Source organism: Sporosarcina quadrami, from assembly GCF_014836615.1.
Taxonomy (GTDB): Bacteria; Bacillota; Bacilli; order Bacillales_A; family Planococcaceae; genus Sporosarcina; species Sporosarcina quadrami.
In genome coordinates, this window is record NZ_JACSQN010000001.1 from 213,494 (window position 1) to 227,062 (window position 13,569).

At 39.3% G+C, this 13,569-nt stretch carries 16 protein-coding genes and 2 riboswitches; of the genes, 14 read left to right on the plus strand and 2 right to left on the minus strand.

Annotated features, from left to right (window positions below; translation table 11 throughout):
* The first annotated feature begins 110 nt into the window (after positions 1 to 110).
* Positions 111 to 1,979, plus strand: coding sequence for an LTA synthase family protein (locus H9649_RS01080; RefSeq protein ID WP_191692796.1), 1,869 nt, complete (start codon positions 111 to 113; stop codon positions 1,977 to 1,979).
* Positions 1,980 to 2,089: 110 nt separating this feature from the next.
* A complete protein-coding gene (locus tag H9649_RS01085) occupies positions 2,090 to 3,187 on the plus strand; it encodes a YqgU-like beta propeller domain-containing protein (protein WP_191692797.1) in 1,098 nt (365 codons plus the stop codon).
* Positions 3,188 to 3,233: 46 nt separating this feature from the next.
* Here H9649_RS01085 and H9649_RS01090 read toward each other — a convergent pair whose 3' ends face one another.
* Positions 3,234 to 3,413, minus strand: coding sequence for a DUF2759 domain-containing protein (locus tag H9649_RS01090; RefSeq protein WP_191692798.1), 180 nt, complete (start codon positions 3,411 to 3,413; stop codon positions 3,234 to 3,236).
* A 160-nt stretch (positions 3,414 to 3,573) separates the two neighbouring features.
* Between H9649_RS01090 and H9649_RS01095 the strand changes: the two genes are divergently transcribed.
* Positions 3,574 to 4,209, plus strand: a complete 636-nt coding sequence (locus H9649_RS01095; protein ID WP_191692799.1) for an MBL fold metallo-hydrolase — start codon at positions 3,574 to 3,576, stop codon at positions 4,207 to 4,209.
* A gap of 49 nt (positions 4,210 to 4,258) precedes the next feature.
* Here H9649_RS01095 and H9649_RS01100 read toward each other — a convergent pair whose 3' ends face one another.
* Positions 4,259 to 4,501, minus strand: a complete 243-nt coding sequence (locus H9649_RS01100) for a DUF2626 family protein (RefSeq protein ID WP_191692800.1) — start codon at positions 4,499 to 4,501, stop codon at positions 4,259 to 4,261.
* 269 nt (positions 4,502 to 4,770) lie between these two features.
* On the opposite strand from H9649_RS01100, the gene comGA reads away from it, so the two are divergent.
* The 11 genes from comGA to gcvPB all read left to right on the plus strand — a co-directional run bounded on the left by comGA (position 4,771) and on the right by gcvPB (position 13,569).
* Positions 4,771 to 5,778: a competence type IV pilus ATPase ComGA gene (gene comGA, locus H9649_RS01105; protein WP_191692801.1), complete on the plus strand. Its 1,008-nt coding sequence runs from the start codon at positions 4,771 to 4,773 to the stop codon at positions 5,776 to 5,778.
* A complete protein-coding gene (gene comGB, locus H9649_RS01110; protein ID WP_191692802.1) occupies positions 5,771 to 6,826 on the plus strand; it encodes a competence type IV pilus assembly protein ComGB in 1,056 nt (351 codons plus the stop codon). The genes comGA and comGB overlap by 8 nt, the downstream gene beginning before the upstream one ends.
* 12 nt (positions 6,827 to 6,838) lie before the next feature.
* Positions 6,839 to 7,180 (plus strand): competence type IV pilus major pilin ComGC, encoded by a 342-nt coding sequence (gene comGC, locus H9649_RS01115; RefSeq protein WP_191692803.1) that lies wholly within the window; start codon positions 6,839 to 6,841, stop codon positions 7,178 to 7,180.
* Positions 7,173 to 7,613: a prepilin-type N-terminal cleavage/methylation domain-containing protein gene (locus tag H9649_RS01120; protein WP_191692804.1), complete on the plus strand. Its 441-nt coding sequence runs from the start codon at positions 7,173 to 7,175 to the stop codon at positions 7,611 to 7,613. Before comGC ends, H9649_RS01120 begins: the two co-directional genes overlap by 8 nt.
* The gene (locus H9649_RS01125; RefSeq protein WP_191692805.1) at positions 7,603 to 7,905 is read left to right on the plus strand and encodes a type II secretion system protein; all 303 of its coding nucleotides are present in this window, start codon (positions 7,603 to 7,605) and stop codon (positions 7,903 to 7,905) included. The genes H9649_RS01120 and H9649_RS01125 overlap by 11 nt, the downstream gene beginning before the upstream one ends.
* Positions 7,890 to 8,339, plus strand: a complete 450-nt coding sequence (locus H9649_RS01130; protein WP_191692806.1) for a ComGF family competence protein — start codon at positions 7,890 to 7,892, stop codon at positions 8,337 to 8,339. Before H9649_RS01125 ends, H9649_RS01130 begins: the two co-directional genes overlap by 16 nt.
* The gene (locus H9649_RS01135; protein ID WP_191692807.1) at positions 8,320 to 8,544 is read left to right on the plus strand and encodes a hypothetical protein; all 225 of its coding nucleotides are present in this window, start codon (positions 8,320 to 8,322) and stop codon (positions 8,542 to 8,544) included. Before H9649_RS01130 ends, H9649_RS01135 begins: the two co-directional genes overlap by 20 nt.
* Entirely contained in the window at positions 8,504 to 9,016 is a 513-nt protein-coding gene (locus tag H9649_RS01140; RefSeq protein ID WP_191692808.1) for a shikimate kinase, read from the plus strand. The genes H9649_RS01135 and H9649_RS01140 overlap by 41 nt, the downstream gene beginning before the upstream one ends.
* A 293-nt stretch (positions 9,017 to 9,309) precedes the next feature.
* Positions 9,310 to 9,402: riboswitch (glycine riboswitch) on the plus strand.
* Between the two features lies 1 nt (position 9,403).
* A riboswitch (glycine riboswitch) is annotated at positions 9,404 to 9,482 on the plus strand.
* Between the two features lie 146 nt (positions 9,483 to 9,628).
* Positions 9,629 to 10,726: a glycine cleavage system aminomethyltransferase GcvT gene (gcvT, locus tag H9649_RS01145; protein WP_191692809.1), complete on the plus strand. Its 1,098-nt coding sequence runs from the start codon at positions 9,629 to 9,631 to the stop codon at positions 10,724 to 10,726.
* A 25-nt stretch (positions 10,727 to 10,751) separates the two neighbouring features.
* On the plus strand, positions 10,752 to 12,098 hold the full coding sequence (gene gcvPA / locus H9649_RS01150; protein WP_191692810.1) for an aminomethyl-transferring glycine dehydrogenase subunit GcvPA: 1,347 nt from the start codon (positions 10,752 to 10,754) through the stop codon (positions 12,096 to 12,098).
* Positions 12,091 to 13,569 carry an aminomethyl-transferring glycine dehydrogenase subunit GcvPB gene (gene gcvPB, locus H9649_RS01155; RefSeq protein ID WP_191692811.1) on the plus strand — a complete coding sequence of 493 codons (1,479 nt, stop codon included), beginning with the start codon at positions 12,091 to 12,093 and terminating at the stop codon, positions 13,567 to 13,569. Before gcvPA ends, gcvPB begins: the two co-directional genes overlap by 8 nt.

Genomic DNA, 13,569 nt, shown 5'->3' on the forward strand with positions numbered 1-13,569 from the left:
ACTTTTTATGGTTTCATTCGTCTTATATATATAGCCTGTCCAAAAGTTATAAGAGAGCGGGCTCACTCAGTTGATTATAGTTAAACGAGTTTTTGAAAGGAAGGGAAATAATGAGAAAATTAAATTGGCCGAAGCATTCAATACTCGTCATCGCGATTATTGCAACGTGGCTAACGACATATATTGGCTATATTTCTAGTTTTAACATGAAAATTGATAATATGATTCAAGAGTTTATTTTGTTTTTAAATCCTCTAAGTTTCTTATTATTCATATATGGAATTGCGTTGTTTATTAAAAGTATGAAGAGAAGAAAGATTTATATTCTCTCTATTAGTGTAATTACATCAATTATTATGTTTAGTAATGCAGTGTTTTATCGATTCTTCAATGATTTTATAACATTGCCAGTTTTATTCCAAACAAGTAATTTTGGCGACCTTTCGTCATCGGTTTTTGCAAATATCCATGTTTGGGACATCTTTTTCTTCACAGATGTACTACTAATTGCTTTAGCGATGAAATTTATACCGTATAATGAACAACCATCCAACCAGAGGAAAATAGGGAACAAATTGTACTTTGTAGTTGCTGCAACTGTACTGATGGTCAATTTAGGACTTTCGGAAGCGCAAAGACCACAATTACTTACGCGAAGTTTTGACAGAGAATTACTCGTTAAAAACATTGGTGCGTATAACTACCATATTTATGATTTGTTCATTCAATCTAAAACACATGCACAAAGAGCGCTTGCGGACGGAAGCGAACTGTCCGAAGTTGCTAACTATGTGAATGCAAATTATGCAGAGCCTAATCCTGATATGTTCGGTGTAGCTGAAGGAAAAAATGTTATTATGATTTCACTTGAATCACTTCAGAACTTTGTTATTAACAATGAAATGAATGGTCACGTCATTACTCCGTTTTTAAATGAACTTACAAAGGATCCTGATACATTTTATTTCAATAATTTTTATCATCAGACAGGTTTAGGAAAGACTTCCGATTCTGAGTTTATATTAGAAAACTCTCTGTATGGCCGTAATGGTGGGGCTGTCTTCTTTACGAACAGTGGTAACACATATAATTCTTTGTCTGAAAAACTTGGTGAAAACGGCTACTATACGACAGTAATGCACGCTAATAACCGTAGTTTTTGGAACCGAGATATTATGTACCAGGCATTGAAAGTTGATAAATTTTATGATGTGGATAGTTATGAAATTGGGGAAGGTCAAGCAGTTAACTGGGGTATGAAAGATATCCCATACTTTGAACAATCTATCGAGCTAATGAAAGAGATGCCTCAACCATTTTCTACACGTATGATTACTTTGACAAACCACCATCCTTTTGATTTGGATGAAGAAGATATGATGATTCCAGCATACAATTCAAATTCTAAAACGTTAAATCAGTATTTCCAAACTGTGCGTTATATGGATGAGTCCATAAAAGTGTTTTTCGAGGACTTGAAAAAGAGTGGGCTATACGACAACTCAATCATCATCATGTATGGTGATCATTATGGAATTTCCGAAAATCACAATAAAGCAATGGGCATGTATCTCGATAAAGAAATAACGCCTCTAGATACTGTTGAGTTACAAAAAGTACCGATGTACATTCATATACCTGGTTACGGAAAAGGAAAAGTGACGGATGAGTTGACTGGTCAAATGGATTTACGACCAACAATTCTCCACTTACTTGGCATCGATACGAAAGAAGATATGCAAATGGGTTCAGATGTATTTTCACCTGATCATGAACCATTCGTTATTTTCAGAGATGGAAGATTTGTGACGAAAGATCATATTTATACGCAAGAAGTATGTTATGATATTAAAACACGTGAGATGGATGATAGTGGAGCTTGTGAGCCTTATAATGAACGAGCTACAACGGAACTTGACTATTCTGACATGATCATCAACGGCGACTTGCTTAGATTTACTGAGGAAGACAAAGAATAGCCAAAGTTGAAATTACATGAAGTCAACTAAGTTCTGCACGGGTTTGTTTACCGTGCAGAACTTTTTTTACATAGGAATACTATAAACTACTTACCTGAAGGAGGGTCGCGATGAAAAGACTTCTAATACTGCTTGGTTTTCTGCTCGCCTTTACAGCAGCTTGTACGAAGGCGGAAGTTGATAACGAGAATGACGGAAAACAGTCTCCTATTCCTGATTCAACAATAGAAGATCCTATTAGAAAGGTACATATTTTCAATGCCGATCCTACTGTTTTTCATTTTGTTTCTGACTGGTTGACTGATACTAAGATTCTTTACGTTGAGAAAAACAATAGTATCTATCAAGTGAAATTCTTTGATATTGAAACAGGGGAGTCAAGCCTCGTATATGAAGATGAATCTTTCATTACAGATGTCATCGTACATCCAATTGAAGATTATTTGCTTATACATACAAGTAATCAGGCAGATGCGGCTATCTTAAAAGTTGTATCTCTTGAAGGCACAATCTTACATGAAATGGAAATTGCGTCCTCGGAGCTTTCTGTAAATTGGAATGCTGCCGATTCACAAAAAATATTAATAACGGCATTTCATGAAGATTGGACGTTCGATATTTTTGTTTTCGACGGATACGATGAGGATCTCTCGATTGTCGATGTTGAAGATCCTTTTCCTAAATGGGCAGGTGTCAACCAAATCGCAAGTATTAATATTTCTGAGCATGCACTTGATGGAGGCAAACTTCAGTTTCTGAATTTAGAATCAGATGAGATTTCGATTTCAGAAATAGACGATGTTGTGTACTTTGATACTTATGGCGAGCGTCTATTCATCGTTACAGTACCAAAAGACAATCTTTTTACGTTTTCCATGAATTCCTTAGTTGGTGAAACTATATCAGAATGGCAAATGCCTGCAGTCAGCAACTACTCTGAATGGGTCATTCCTGAAGTAGTGTGGATTAGTGAAGACTATATGTTATTTAAAGGTACTGAAAAAAGCGGCCAATTGGATGAATTAGGATCAGCTTATAACTTGTATGCGTGGGAAGGAACTGATTACGATAAGTTATTGGAAGGGCTAGGGCCAGAACCACTCAAGTGTTCACCTTCGGGCGACTATTGTTTAAGCGGTTATACTTCTGAAGAATTAATTGAGAAGGCAAGTGGGGATCGATTTGAATGGATAAAATTTGATGAATAAAAACAGCATCCACGAAAATCCGTGGATGCTGTTTTAACATACATGATTAATGAAGAGTAGGTGGATAACCTTGGAATACAATTGTAGCAATTGTAAATCCGCCAAAGATAACAGCTGCAGCAACGTTGAAAACGATGCTCAACAGATTGCGTTCTTTGAATCCTTGTACAGTACCTATAACCGATAAGATTGCAACAAGACCGAAAATCACCATTAATATATTCATGCGGTAGACACTCCTTTCAATAGAGAAAAAATGAATGCCGATTTAGCAATATTCCTCCTCTATTGTAATGGTTATTTAAGTTTTTGTCGAGCCAAATAAATGTCGAAAGTTTGAATTTTACTTTACACTTCATTATTATTTACTTTAGGAGGTGGGAATGATGTTGAAAGTACATACTTATCCATTAGGACCGATAGGGACCAATTGTTACATTGTAATGGGCGAAGATGGAAAATGTCTTATTATTGATCCAGGTGCAGAATCTAAGAAAATTAATACTAAAATAAATAAGTTAGAAGCTAAACCTATAGCTATTTTATTGACTCATGCACATTTTGATCATATCGGTGCAGTTGACCAAGTGAGGGATCGGTTTAAAATCCCTGTCCTTATTCACGAAGCTGAAAAAGATTGGCTTCTTAATCCGAATTTGAACGGATCTTCTAGATACCCAGGATTTCCTCCGGTACAAAATGCAGCGGCCGATGCATATTTGGAAGAGGGCATTGTAGAAATTGGACCATTTACAATTGATGTGCGCCATACACCAGGTCACTCGCCGGGCAGCGTGTCTTTTGTCTTTCATGAATACAAGACGGCAATTGTAGGAGATACCCTTTTTAAGCAGAGCATTGGAAGAACTGATCTTCCAGGGGGGAATACAAGAAAGCTTCTCTCTTCAATACATGAACAATTATTATCTCTGGACGATGACTATACAATATATCCAGGTCATGGGTTCCCGACAACACCAGGTGAGGAAAAAGATTCAAATCCATTCTTGAACGGATTCTGAAGCCAAACAAAAAAACAGCCGAATGGGCTGTTTTTTTGTTTGAACACTTTTAGTGTCCTCCACCTGGTACGTGAATGAACGTTGCGTAATAACTGAAACCTACCATGAAAATCATGAGATAAGCTCCGAACATGTACATATACATACGTTCTGTAAGATTCAAATAACCAAGCAAGAGGAAGAAAATTGTGCTGGCAATAAAGATGACGGTTGCTGGCAACATACCGCCGATGAAAAACATTACTGCGAAAATACCAGTCCAGAAACCACATAGCTTGAACATATTATCCATAAGTCCGTCCCTCCTTAACGTAAAACGATGAAAAGTTCTCTTATCCATTATAAGTGATAGGAAGCTCAAAAGTAAACTCCTATGAAGTCATACATTGTGACAAATGCATGGATAGGAATGGTTTAATTGGATTCAAAAATCGATTTTCATAGGTTATGTACCTCCAAAAAATGAGTTTGATGGAAACTGTTCCTTTTAAAGGTGTTGTACAGTATACTCGCGTTAAGGCGAGGAGCGGTCATTCGTCTTTGAGGAAAGAGGGGTGTTCAATGGAAAAGCGGGATAATCTTATTGAGAAGAAATGCTTTGCTCTGTTGGAGAATGCGATAGCCAATCAGGCGACCGACATCCATCTCGTACCGTTGAAAGACAATTATGAAGTTCGCTTTAAAATCAATTCGAAACTTGAAACGTCCAGTTCATTTCCCCCACAGTTGGCTGGACGTATGATCTCCTTTTACAAATTTCTATCTTCGCTAGACATCAGTGACAAACGTAAGCCGCAGAGCGGTTCTTTTCATAAACAAATTCAACAGGAAAATTTTTCGTTTAGGGTATCGACTATTCCCTCTGTCAATATGCAAGAAAGTGTCGTCATTCGGTTGCAAAAACATGACAAGATTGTTGCGCTTGAAAATTTATGTGTGGAACCTGTATGGGAACAACAACTTCGACAGGCTACAGAAGAGCGGCAAGGACTCATCATAGTTACAGGGCCAACAGGAAGTGGTAAGACCACTACTATTTATTCACTGACTGCTCATTGTGTAAATGAGTTGGAACGGCATGTCATCACATTAGAAGACCCTGTCGAAAACAATCATTCGCATTTATTGCAAATACAAGTGAATGAGCGTTCCGGTATGACGTACGCTGCAGGACTCAAAGCGATTTTAAGGCATTCGCCTGACGTCATCATGATAGGAGAAATTAGAGATGCGGAAACGGCGAAGACAGCAGTAGCGGCAGCACTAACGGGTCACCTTGTTTTGACAACCGTTCACTCGAAGGATCCGGAAGGTTGTTTCTATCGATTAATGGATTTTGGGATTACACCAGAAGAACTTCGACAGACAATTGTCTGTATCTGTGCTCAACGACTCGTTCACAATGAACAAGAACAGACAAATGCAGTTTTTGAAATTGTTCATGGCGACCTACTCGATCAATTATCAGATGGGATTGTAAAAGGTGAACGGATCAATATCCCTACTGAATTGAAAATCGAAACTGTTTTACAACGATATGGAAATAAGGAACGGTTACGTCATGATTGAGCATCAAATTGAGCGTTCTCATAAACGTGTTGAACGAATTATCAATCGACCAGCCTTTCTAGGACGTCTTGCAATGTTGTTAAAAGAAGGTTACACATTTCATGACGGGCTCATACTTCTCCTCCCATATCACAGTAAAAATTATGTAGAACTACTCGAACAGATTGAAACTGATTTAAAAGCAGGTGATGGGGTTGTAGATATATTAATGAACCTCGGTTTTTCATCAAACAATCTTTTACCTATTATTATTTCGGAAGTGGATGGTAGATTAGCAGAAGCATTGGAAGGAGTTGCAGAAAGACTGAAAAAAGCAGGTGAAAGGAGCAAGAAGTTAAGAAATATCTTGCTCTATCCAATTGTGCTCTTTTCTTTTATGGCTGTTCTGCTCGTATTATTCCGCAACTACTTCCTTCCTAATTTACAAGCATTAGCAATAACGAGAAATGATACAAGTACTGGGTTCGTTTCTATTTTGCCAATAATCGTCTCCAAAATACCAGATTTGATGATTATAGTAGGAATAATCGTTTTAATCGGTGTGGCAATTGTCTCAATAGTCTATCGCAAACTATCACCATCCAAGAGAATTAGGTTTTTCTTGCGTATCCCGATAGCCGGCGATTTTTTCGTCAAGATGAAAACAAGCGATTTCGCGAGTGAACTCGGCAGTTTACTCCATTCCGGTCTTTCGATGCAAGATGCACTCGATGTTTTGACGAATCAGCAAGTGGATAAAATAATGATGGAAATTGCAACAACTATTAAAAAGCATGTCATTTATGGAGAAAACTTAGACCAAGCAATTTTACTGACAGATGGCTTAAGTAACGAGTTGAGTTCGTATGCATTGCATGGTGCAAATGCTGGTCATTTGCCTAAAGAGTTAATGATCTACAGTGAAAATCTACGCGAAAGAATAGAAGAGGACTTGAGTAAATGGTTATCTTCGTTACAACCTGTATTGTTCACAATCCTTGCCATTTGTATTTTGGCAGCTTATTTAGCTTTGTTATTACCTATATACAATATGTTCGATAGCATTTGAGGAGGTAAGACGATGTACAATGTAAAAAATGAAAATGGCTTCACTTTAATAGAAATGATGATCGTTTTACTAATTATTTCTGTTCTAGTGCTCATTGCAATACCGAACGTCACTAAACATTCCAGTAACATTGATAAAAAAGGATGCGAAGCGTATGTGAAAATGGTACAAGGTCAAGTGGAGGCATACCGTATGGAAAATCATAAGGTACCTTCTTTGACTGAGTTGCAAACCGCTGATTATTTACCAGAAAATGCTTCCTGTCCAGACGGAACGGCAATTGAGATTTCATCAGACGGGATAGTAAAATCAGCAGGGAGCTTAGAAACATCGCAAGGAAATGCTGGTGAGTAAACAATCGGGTTTTACTTTTTTAGAGTTGCTATTAGTGCTAAGTATTGTAGCGATTTTAACTGTAGTCATACTACCGAGCGGTGATAGATGGGTGAAGAAGCAAAGTGAAACAGAAGCGCTGCATGCTTTTATTGCTACTATTCATCATGCACAAGCTTATGCAATCGGGTATGAAGTTCCGACCGCTGTCAAACTTCGGAATTCAGGTGCTTCTTATAGTTTGTTTACGCCTCTTACAGAAGCCTCCACTGTGACACTTGATTTCCCACCAGGTATGAGGGTAATTGGTTCTAGCCATTCGCAAAATGGAGTTTCTTTCAACAATAGAGGAAGTGTCAGTGAAGTGAAAACGATTGCACTACAAACTTCTACCGGAGTGAAACTGATAACCGTGCAAATGGAACATGGGAGGATTCTCGTCCGTGATCAATGAGAAAGGCTATTCATGGCCGGAATCCATTCTTGCGCTAGTTGTCGTGACAGTCATTTTCGGTACGTTACTACCCTTGTATTCAAATATGGCAAAAGGATTGGAGAAGAAGCGAGTGCAGATGCACGCAACAGAAATTGTATATCAAGGCGCTCTTTTGAACCACTATTATGGGAGAGCCATAGGCAGCACTCTTATAGAAGAAGTGACTTTCACGTGGACAAAAGAAGGGAATACAATTTGTGTGTCGTATGAATTGCTGGGGGATGAAGTTGAAAAATGCATAGATTACTAAAAAGGAATAACGAATTAGGGTATTCCTTACTTGAGTCCATTTTTCAATTGCTGATCTTAGGGATATTTCTTCAGTTCGTCATTTTGTTTTTTTATTGGAAAGCTCCTATTGAACGTCAATTTGAAGATTATTATGCGACCGAATGGGAACTGTTCGGTATAGAATTACAGTCATTGTTAATAGATGTGGAAGAATTTAATACTCTGGTTGGAAACCGGACAATTTCATTTATAAATGACAGGGGGGTGATTGAAATTGGTCAACTAGACTCCGTAATCCGTAAACGCGTCAATAACACAGGGCACGTGCCGCTTTATACGAATATCCGACAGGCAATTTTCACACATGAAGATGATGAACTACTTGTCGAAGTACTGATGCGTGATGGCAAAATCCGTGAGAGGAGGTTTGTCATTGGACTACGTCAAGAATGAACGTGGTACAGTGCTTGCTGCCTCAATTATTTTACTTTTTGTAGTTAGCCTCTTTCTTTTTACCCTCGTTTCATGGCATAGTAATCTATATAGAACTTTCGATTCCATTGAAACGTATTATGAAAATCAAACAACAAAGATTATGAGGCAGGGCGGTTACTATTATGAAGAAAGTATATTTGATTGGGTTCATGGGCAGTGGTAAAAGTGCAGTAGGTAAACGGTTAAGTAATGTATTACATGTACCGTTTTATGATATGGATACTGAAATTGCTAACAGGACAGGCATGACAATACCGCAAATATTCGAGACATACGGGGAAGAAAGGTTTCGTGATATGGAAACAGACTTTCTTCACAGATTTCAAGACGAGTATTGTATTATAGCGACTGGTGGCGGTGTTGCAATGCGCGCGCAGAATCGAGAAATCATGCGTCAAACCGGTCTTGTTTTCTGTTTGAATTCTACTTTCCGGGATATTTGGCGAAGAGTGTCGACAGATAAGAACAGACCAATTGTACAGCGCTCAACAAGAGATGAACTGGAAATACTTTACCATAAGAGGAAACCACTCTATTTAGAGAGTGCCCATTTCAAAGTTGAAACCGCAGGTAGGTCGCTTAACGAAATTACGCAGTATATCGCTTTTCAAATAATAAGACTGAAAAATGATTAATGCCAGAGATTTTATATGGAAAAGCTATGGACACTCATGCAACATGGTGTCTATAGCTTTTCTTATATTTGAACTTCATATCAGTTAAAAATATAGAAATAAAACCTTTTCCTCGATTTTAAATTCTGAACAAACAAACACGAACGATATAAATATAAAATGGTTTATTGTTCGTTAAAATAACTTATCTTGAAAAAGATTGCGATTGCCAAGTCAAAATGTTAAGATATAAGGCGAAAGGCTACATAGTTGTCGAAACATTATACGAATATTTATCAATTGAATTAAAGCGGATGATTGTATGGGGAGAGCACGCATTAGGCGTCGCCGAAGGAGCAAGTAACGAAAGTTATGAATCTCTCAGGTAACAAGACTCATACAGGACGCATCTCTGGAGAGCGCCGATTTTTTCGGCCACCAACGAGGAAAGCCGTAAGGTCAAACTTTCAGGTAAACGGACAGAGGTTCTCTTAGCGATAAGGGGATCTCTGTCTTTTCATGGCAATTATTCCTTGATACTAGTCTGTCAAGATAGTGTCATAACTGAATAGATTGTCTGAAGAATATTGCGATCTAAGCAATTCATCAATTACTTTAAGGGGGAAAATGGCTATGGCAGAAACTTTGAAACGCACCGCTTTATTTGAAAGCTATAAACAGTACGGAGGCAAAACAATCGATTTTGGTGGATGGGAGTTGCCGGTCCAATTCTCAAGTATCAAAGCTGAACACGAAGCTGTCCGGACGAAAGCTGGACTATTCGATGTATCCCATATGGGTGAGGTATTCGTCAGCGGAGATGGCGCGCTTGCATATTTGCAGAAACTCGTGACAAACGACGTTTCAAAATTGAAGAATGGACAAGCGCAATATACGGCGATGTGTTATGAGAATGGTGGCACAATCGACGATTTACTAATTTATAAGAGAGCTGACAATGATTATCTTCTAGTCGTCAATGCTTCTAATATCGATAAAGACATGGAATGGATGGAGAAACATGCGTCTGATGACGTCGTGATCGACAACCGATCTGATGAATACGGCTTGCTTGCATTGCAAGGTCCGAAAGCGCAGGAAATTCTGCAAAAACTGACAGACCAGCCTTTGGAAGAGATTAAATTTTTCCGCTTCAAGGAAGGTGTAGCCGTTGCAGGACATAAAGTGCTCGTTTCACGTACGGGATACACAGGTGAAGACGGATTTGAAATTTACGGAGCTCCTGAGTCAATGGTTGCGCTTTGGCCGGCAATTCTTGAAGCGGGTGAAGAAGAAGGACTTGTTCCAGCTGGTTTAGGTGCACGTGATACTCTTCGATTTGAGGCTGGTTTGCCTCTTTATGGACAAGAACTGTCAAAGGATATTTCTCCTTTAGAAGCGGGTCTTGGGTTTGTCGTTAAAGTGAACAAGGAATCGGATTTCAACGGTAAAGAAGTGTTGTCAAATCAAAAAGAGAACGGTGTGCCACGTAAACTGGTCGGACTCGAAATGATCGACAAAGGAATTCCGAGAACTGGTTACAAAGTTTTCGTCGGTGATAATGAAATCGGTGAAGTGACTACAGGAACTCAATCACCGACATTGAAAAAAAACATCGGTTTTGCACTCCTGAATGCAGAACATACTGCACAAGGTACTGAAGTCGAAGTTGAAATTCGCGGAAAGCGCTTGAAAGCGGCACTAATTGCTACACCATTCTATAAACGATAATTGAATGAAAAGGAGACATGCTGACATGAACCATCGTTATATTCCAATGACGGAATCTGATCGTGATGAAATGTTAACGACGATTGGTATTGCGACAATTGATGAATTATTTGAGGATATTCCTGAAAAAGTCCGTTTTAAAGGTGAATTAGCTATTAAAAAAGCAAAATCGGAGTCAGCTTTGACGAAGGAACTTGCACAGATAGCTGCTAAAAACGTGAATTCAAGTGCAAATGCATCCTTCCTAGGTGCAGGAGTCTATGATCACTACAAGCCGATTATCGTAGACCATGTCATTTCACGCTCTGAGTTTTACACGGCTTATACGCCATACCAACCTGAAATTTCTCAAGGTGAATTGCAAGCAATCTTCGAATTCCAGACAATGATCTGCGAATTGACGGGCATGGATCTTGCAAACTCTTCAATGTACGATGGTGGAACTGCACTTGCTGAAGCAGGAAATCTTGCTGCAGGACATACGAAACGTAAAAAGATTCTTATCTCTGAAACCGTACATCCTGAATCACGTGACGTAGTAAGTGCTTATGCGTCAGGACAATTCATTGATGTAGTAACTGTTCCACAAAAAGATGGCGTAACAGACGTGGCTAAACTTGAAGAACTTATTGATGATAATACTGCAGCTATCCTTGTACAATATCCGAACTTCTTTGGTCAAATTGAAGATATTAAGAAAATCGGTGAAATTGCGCATGATAATGGCGGATTATTAGTAGTATCCTCCAATCCACTTGCGTTAGGTGTTTTGACGCCACCTGGGAAACTAGGTGCTGATATTACAGTCGGTGATGCTCAGCCGTTCGGTATCTCCGAGCAATTTGGCGGGCCACATTGCGGGTATTTTGCAACGACAAAAAAACTGATGCGTAAAGTCCCTGGCAGGTTGGTCGGTGAAACGACTGATGAAGAAGGCAGACGCGGGTATGTATTGACACTACAAGCGCGTGAACAACATATCCGTCGTGATAAAGCAACCTCTAATATTTGTTCGAATCAGGCTCTAAATGCACTGGCAGCATCTGTGGCAATGACAGCATTCGGTAAAAAAGGCGTGAAAGAAATTGCCTATCATAATATCGCTAAAACAGCGTATGCAAAAAGTGAACTTGAAAAAGCAGGTTTCGCTGTAAAGTTTGGTAATGCGCATTTCAATGAAATTGTTGTTGAATTGAAGAAGCCTGTAAAAGAAGTGAATGCTAAGCTTCTTGAGAAAAATATAATCGGTGGATATGATCTTGGTTTAACGTATCCTGAACTATCCAACCATGTTTTATTAGCTATTACTGAACAACGTACAAAAGAAGAAATCGATGCACTTGTGCAGGAAATGGAGGCTACCCATGCATAAAGATAATCAACCACTTATTTTTGAAATTACAAAAGAAGGCCGAGTAGGCTATAACCTATCGGAATTAGACGTGCCTGAAGTCGACTTATCCAGCCATTTGCCTAGCGGTTTTGAACGTCAGGAAAGTCCTGAACTTCCTGAAGTTTCAGAGCTTGATATTATGCGTCATTATACTGCTTTGTCTAATCGTAACCACGGCGTGGATACAGGTTTTTATCCACTTGGGTCTTGTACGATGAAATACAATCCTAAGATTAACGAAGCAGTTGCGCGTTATGCTGGCTTTGCAAATATTCACCCATTGCAAGATGAATCTACCGTGCAAGGTGCGATGGAAATCATGTACGACTTGCAACAACATCTGGCTGAAATTACAGGTATGCCCGAAGTGACACTTCAACCTGCTGCCGGCGCACACGGCGAATGGACGGCACTTATGATGATTCGTGCATTCCATGAATCAAATGGAGAATCGAACCGTACGAAAGTTCTTGTACCGGACTCTGCGCATGGTACAAACCCTGCATCAGCAACTGTAGCAGGTTTTGATACAGTAACCGTCAAATCGAATGATCAAGGGCTTGTCGATATCGAAGACTTACGATCTAAAGTCGGACCGGATACAGCAGCTTTGATGCTGACAAACCCGAATACACTTGGATTATTCGAAGAAGATATTCTTGAAATGGCAGCAATCGTCCATGGTGTCGGCGGTAAATTATATTATGATGGTGCAAACTTGAATGCTGTTTTATCTAAAGCTAGACCTGGTGACATGGGCTTTGATGCAGTTCACTTAAATTTGCACAAAACGTTCACTGGCCCCCATGGTGGTGGAGGACCTGGTTCAGGACCAGTCGGTGTAACGAGCGAGTTGGCTCCGTTTTTACCGAAACCTGTGCTAGTTAAAAAAGGCGACACATTCACATTTGAATATGACCGTCCGCAATCCATTGGTCGTGTGAAACCTTTCTACGGAAACTTCGGTATTTACTTGCGTGCTTACACATATATTCGTTCAATGGGTCCTGACGGCCTAAAAGCGGTCACGGAATATGCTGTATTAAATGCGAACTATATGATGCGTAGACTCGAGCCGTATTTCGATCTTCCATACACGCAACACTGTAAGCACGAGTTCGTCCTTTCAGGCAGACGCCAGAAGAAATTAGGTGTACGTACATTGGATATGGCTAAACGACTGCTTGACTTCGGATTCCATCCGCCTACAATTTACTTCCCTTTGAACGTTGAAGAGGGAATGATGATTGAGCCGACAGAAACAGAATCCAAGGAAACGCTAGATTCCTTCATCGATGCAATGATTCAAATTGCAAAAGAAGTTGAAGAGAATCCTGAAATTGTTCAGGAAGCGCCACATACGACGGTCATCAATCGTCTGGATGAAACAAAGGCTGCCCGTCATCCTGTTTTGCGTTATACAAAAGAACAAGAGCTTGTAAATGTTTAA

What these genes read in the sequence shown, in the direction of transcription:
- H9649_RS01080 (WP_191692796.1), top strand. Translation starts at nt 111, where the DNA reads ATGAGAAAATTAAATTGGCCGAAGCATTCAATACTCGTCATCGCGATT.
- H9649_RS01085 (WP_191692797.1), top strand. Translation starts at nt 2,090, where the DNA reads ATGAAAAGACTTCTAATACTGCTTGGTTTTCTGCTCGCCTTTACAGCA.
- H9649_RS01090 (WP_191692798.1), bottom strand. Translation starts at nt 3,413, where the DNA reads ATGAATATATTAATGGTGATTTTCGGTCTTGTTGCAATCTTATCGGTT.
- H9649_RS01095 (WP_191692799.1), top strand. Translation starts at nt 3,574, where the DNA reads ATGTTGAAAGTACATACTTATCCATTAGGACCGATAGGGACCAATTGT.
- H9649_RS01100 (WP_191692800.1), bottom strand. Translation starts at nt 4,501, where the DNA reads ATGGATAATATGTTCAAGCTATGTGGTTTCTGGACTGGTATTTTCGCA.
- comGA (WP_191692801.1), top strand. Translation starts at nt 4,771, where the DNA reads ATGGAAAAGCGGGATAATCTTATTGAGAAGAAATGCTTTGCTCTGTTG.
- comGB (WP_191692802.1), top strand. Translation starts at nt 5,771, where the DNA reads ATGATTGAGCATCAAATTGAGCGTTCTCATAAACGTGTTGAACGAATT.
- comGC (WP_191692803.1), top strand. Translation starts at nt 6,839, where the DNA reads ATGTACAATGTAAAAAATGAAAATGGCTTCACTTTAATAGAAATGATG.
- H9649_RS01130 (WP_191692806.1), top strand. Translation starts at nt 7,890, where the DNA reads ATGCATAGATTACTAAAAAGGAATAACGAATTAGGGTATTCCTTACTT.
- H9649_RS01140 (WP_191692808.1), top strand. Translation starts at nt 8,504, where the DNA reads ATGAAGAAAGTATATTTGATTGGGTTCATGGGCAGTGGTAAAAGTGCA.
- gcvT (WP_191692809.1), top strand. Translation starts at nt 9,629, where the DNA reads ATGGCAGAAACTTTGAAACGCACCGCTTTATTTGAAAGCTATAAACAG.
- gcvPA (WP_191692810.1), top strand. Translation starts at nt 10,752, where the DNA reads ATGAACCATCGTTATATTCCAATGACGGAATCTGATCGTGATGAAATG.
- gcvPB (WP_191692811.1), top strand. Translation starts at nt 12,091, where the DNA reads ATGCATAAAGATAATCAACCACTTATTTTTGAAATTACAAAAGAAGGC.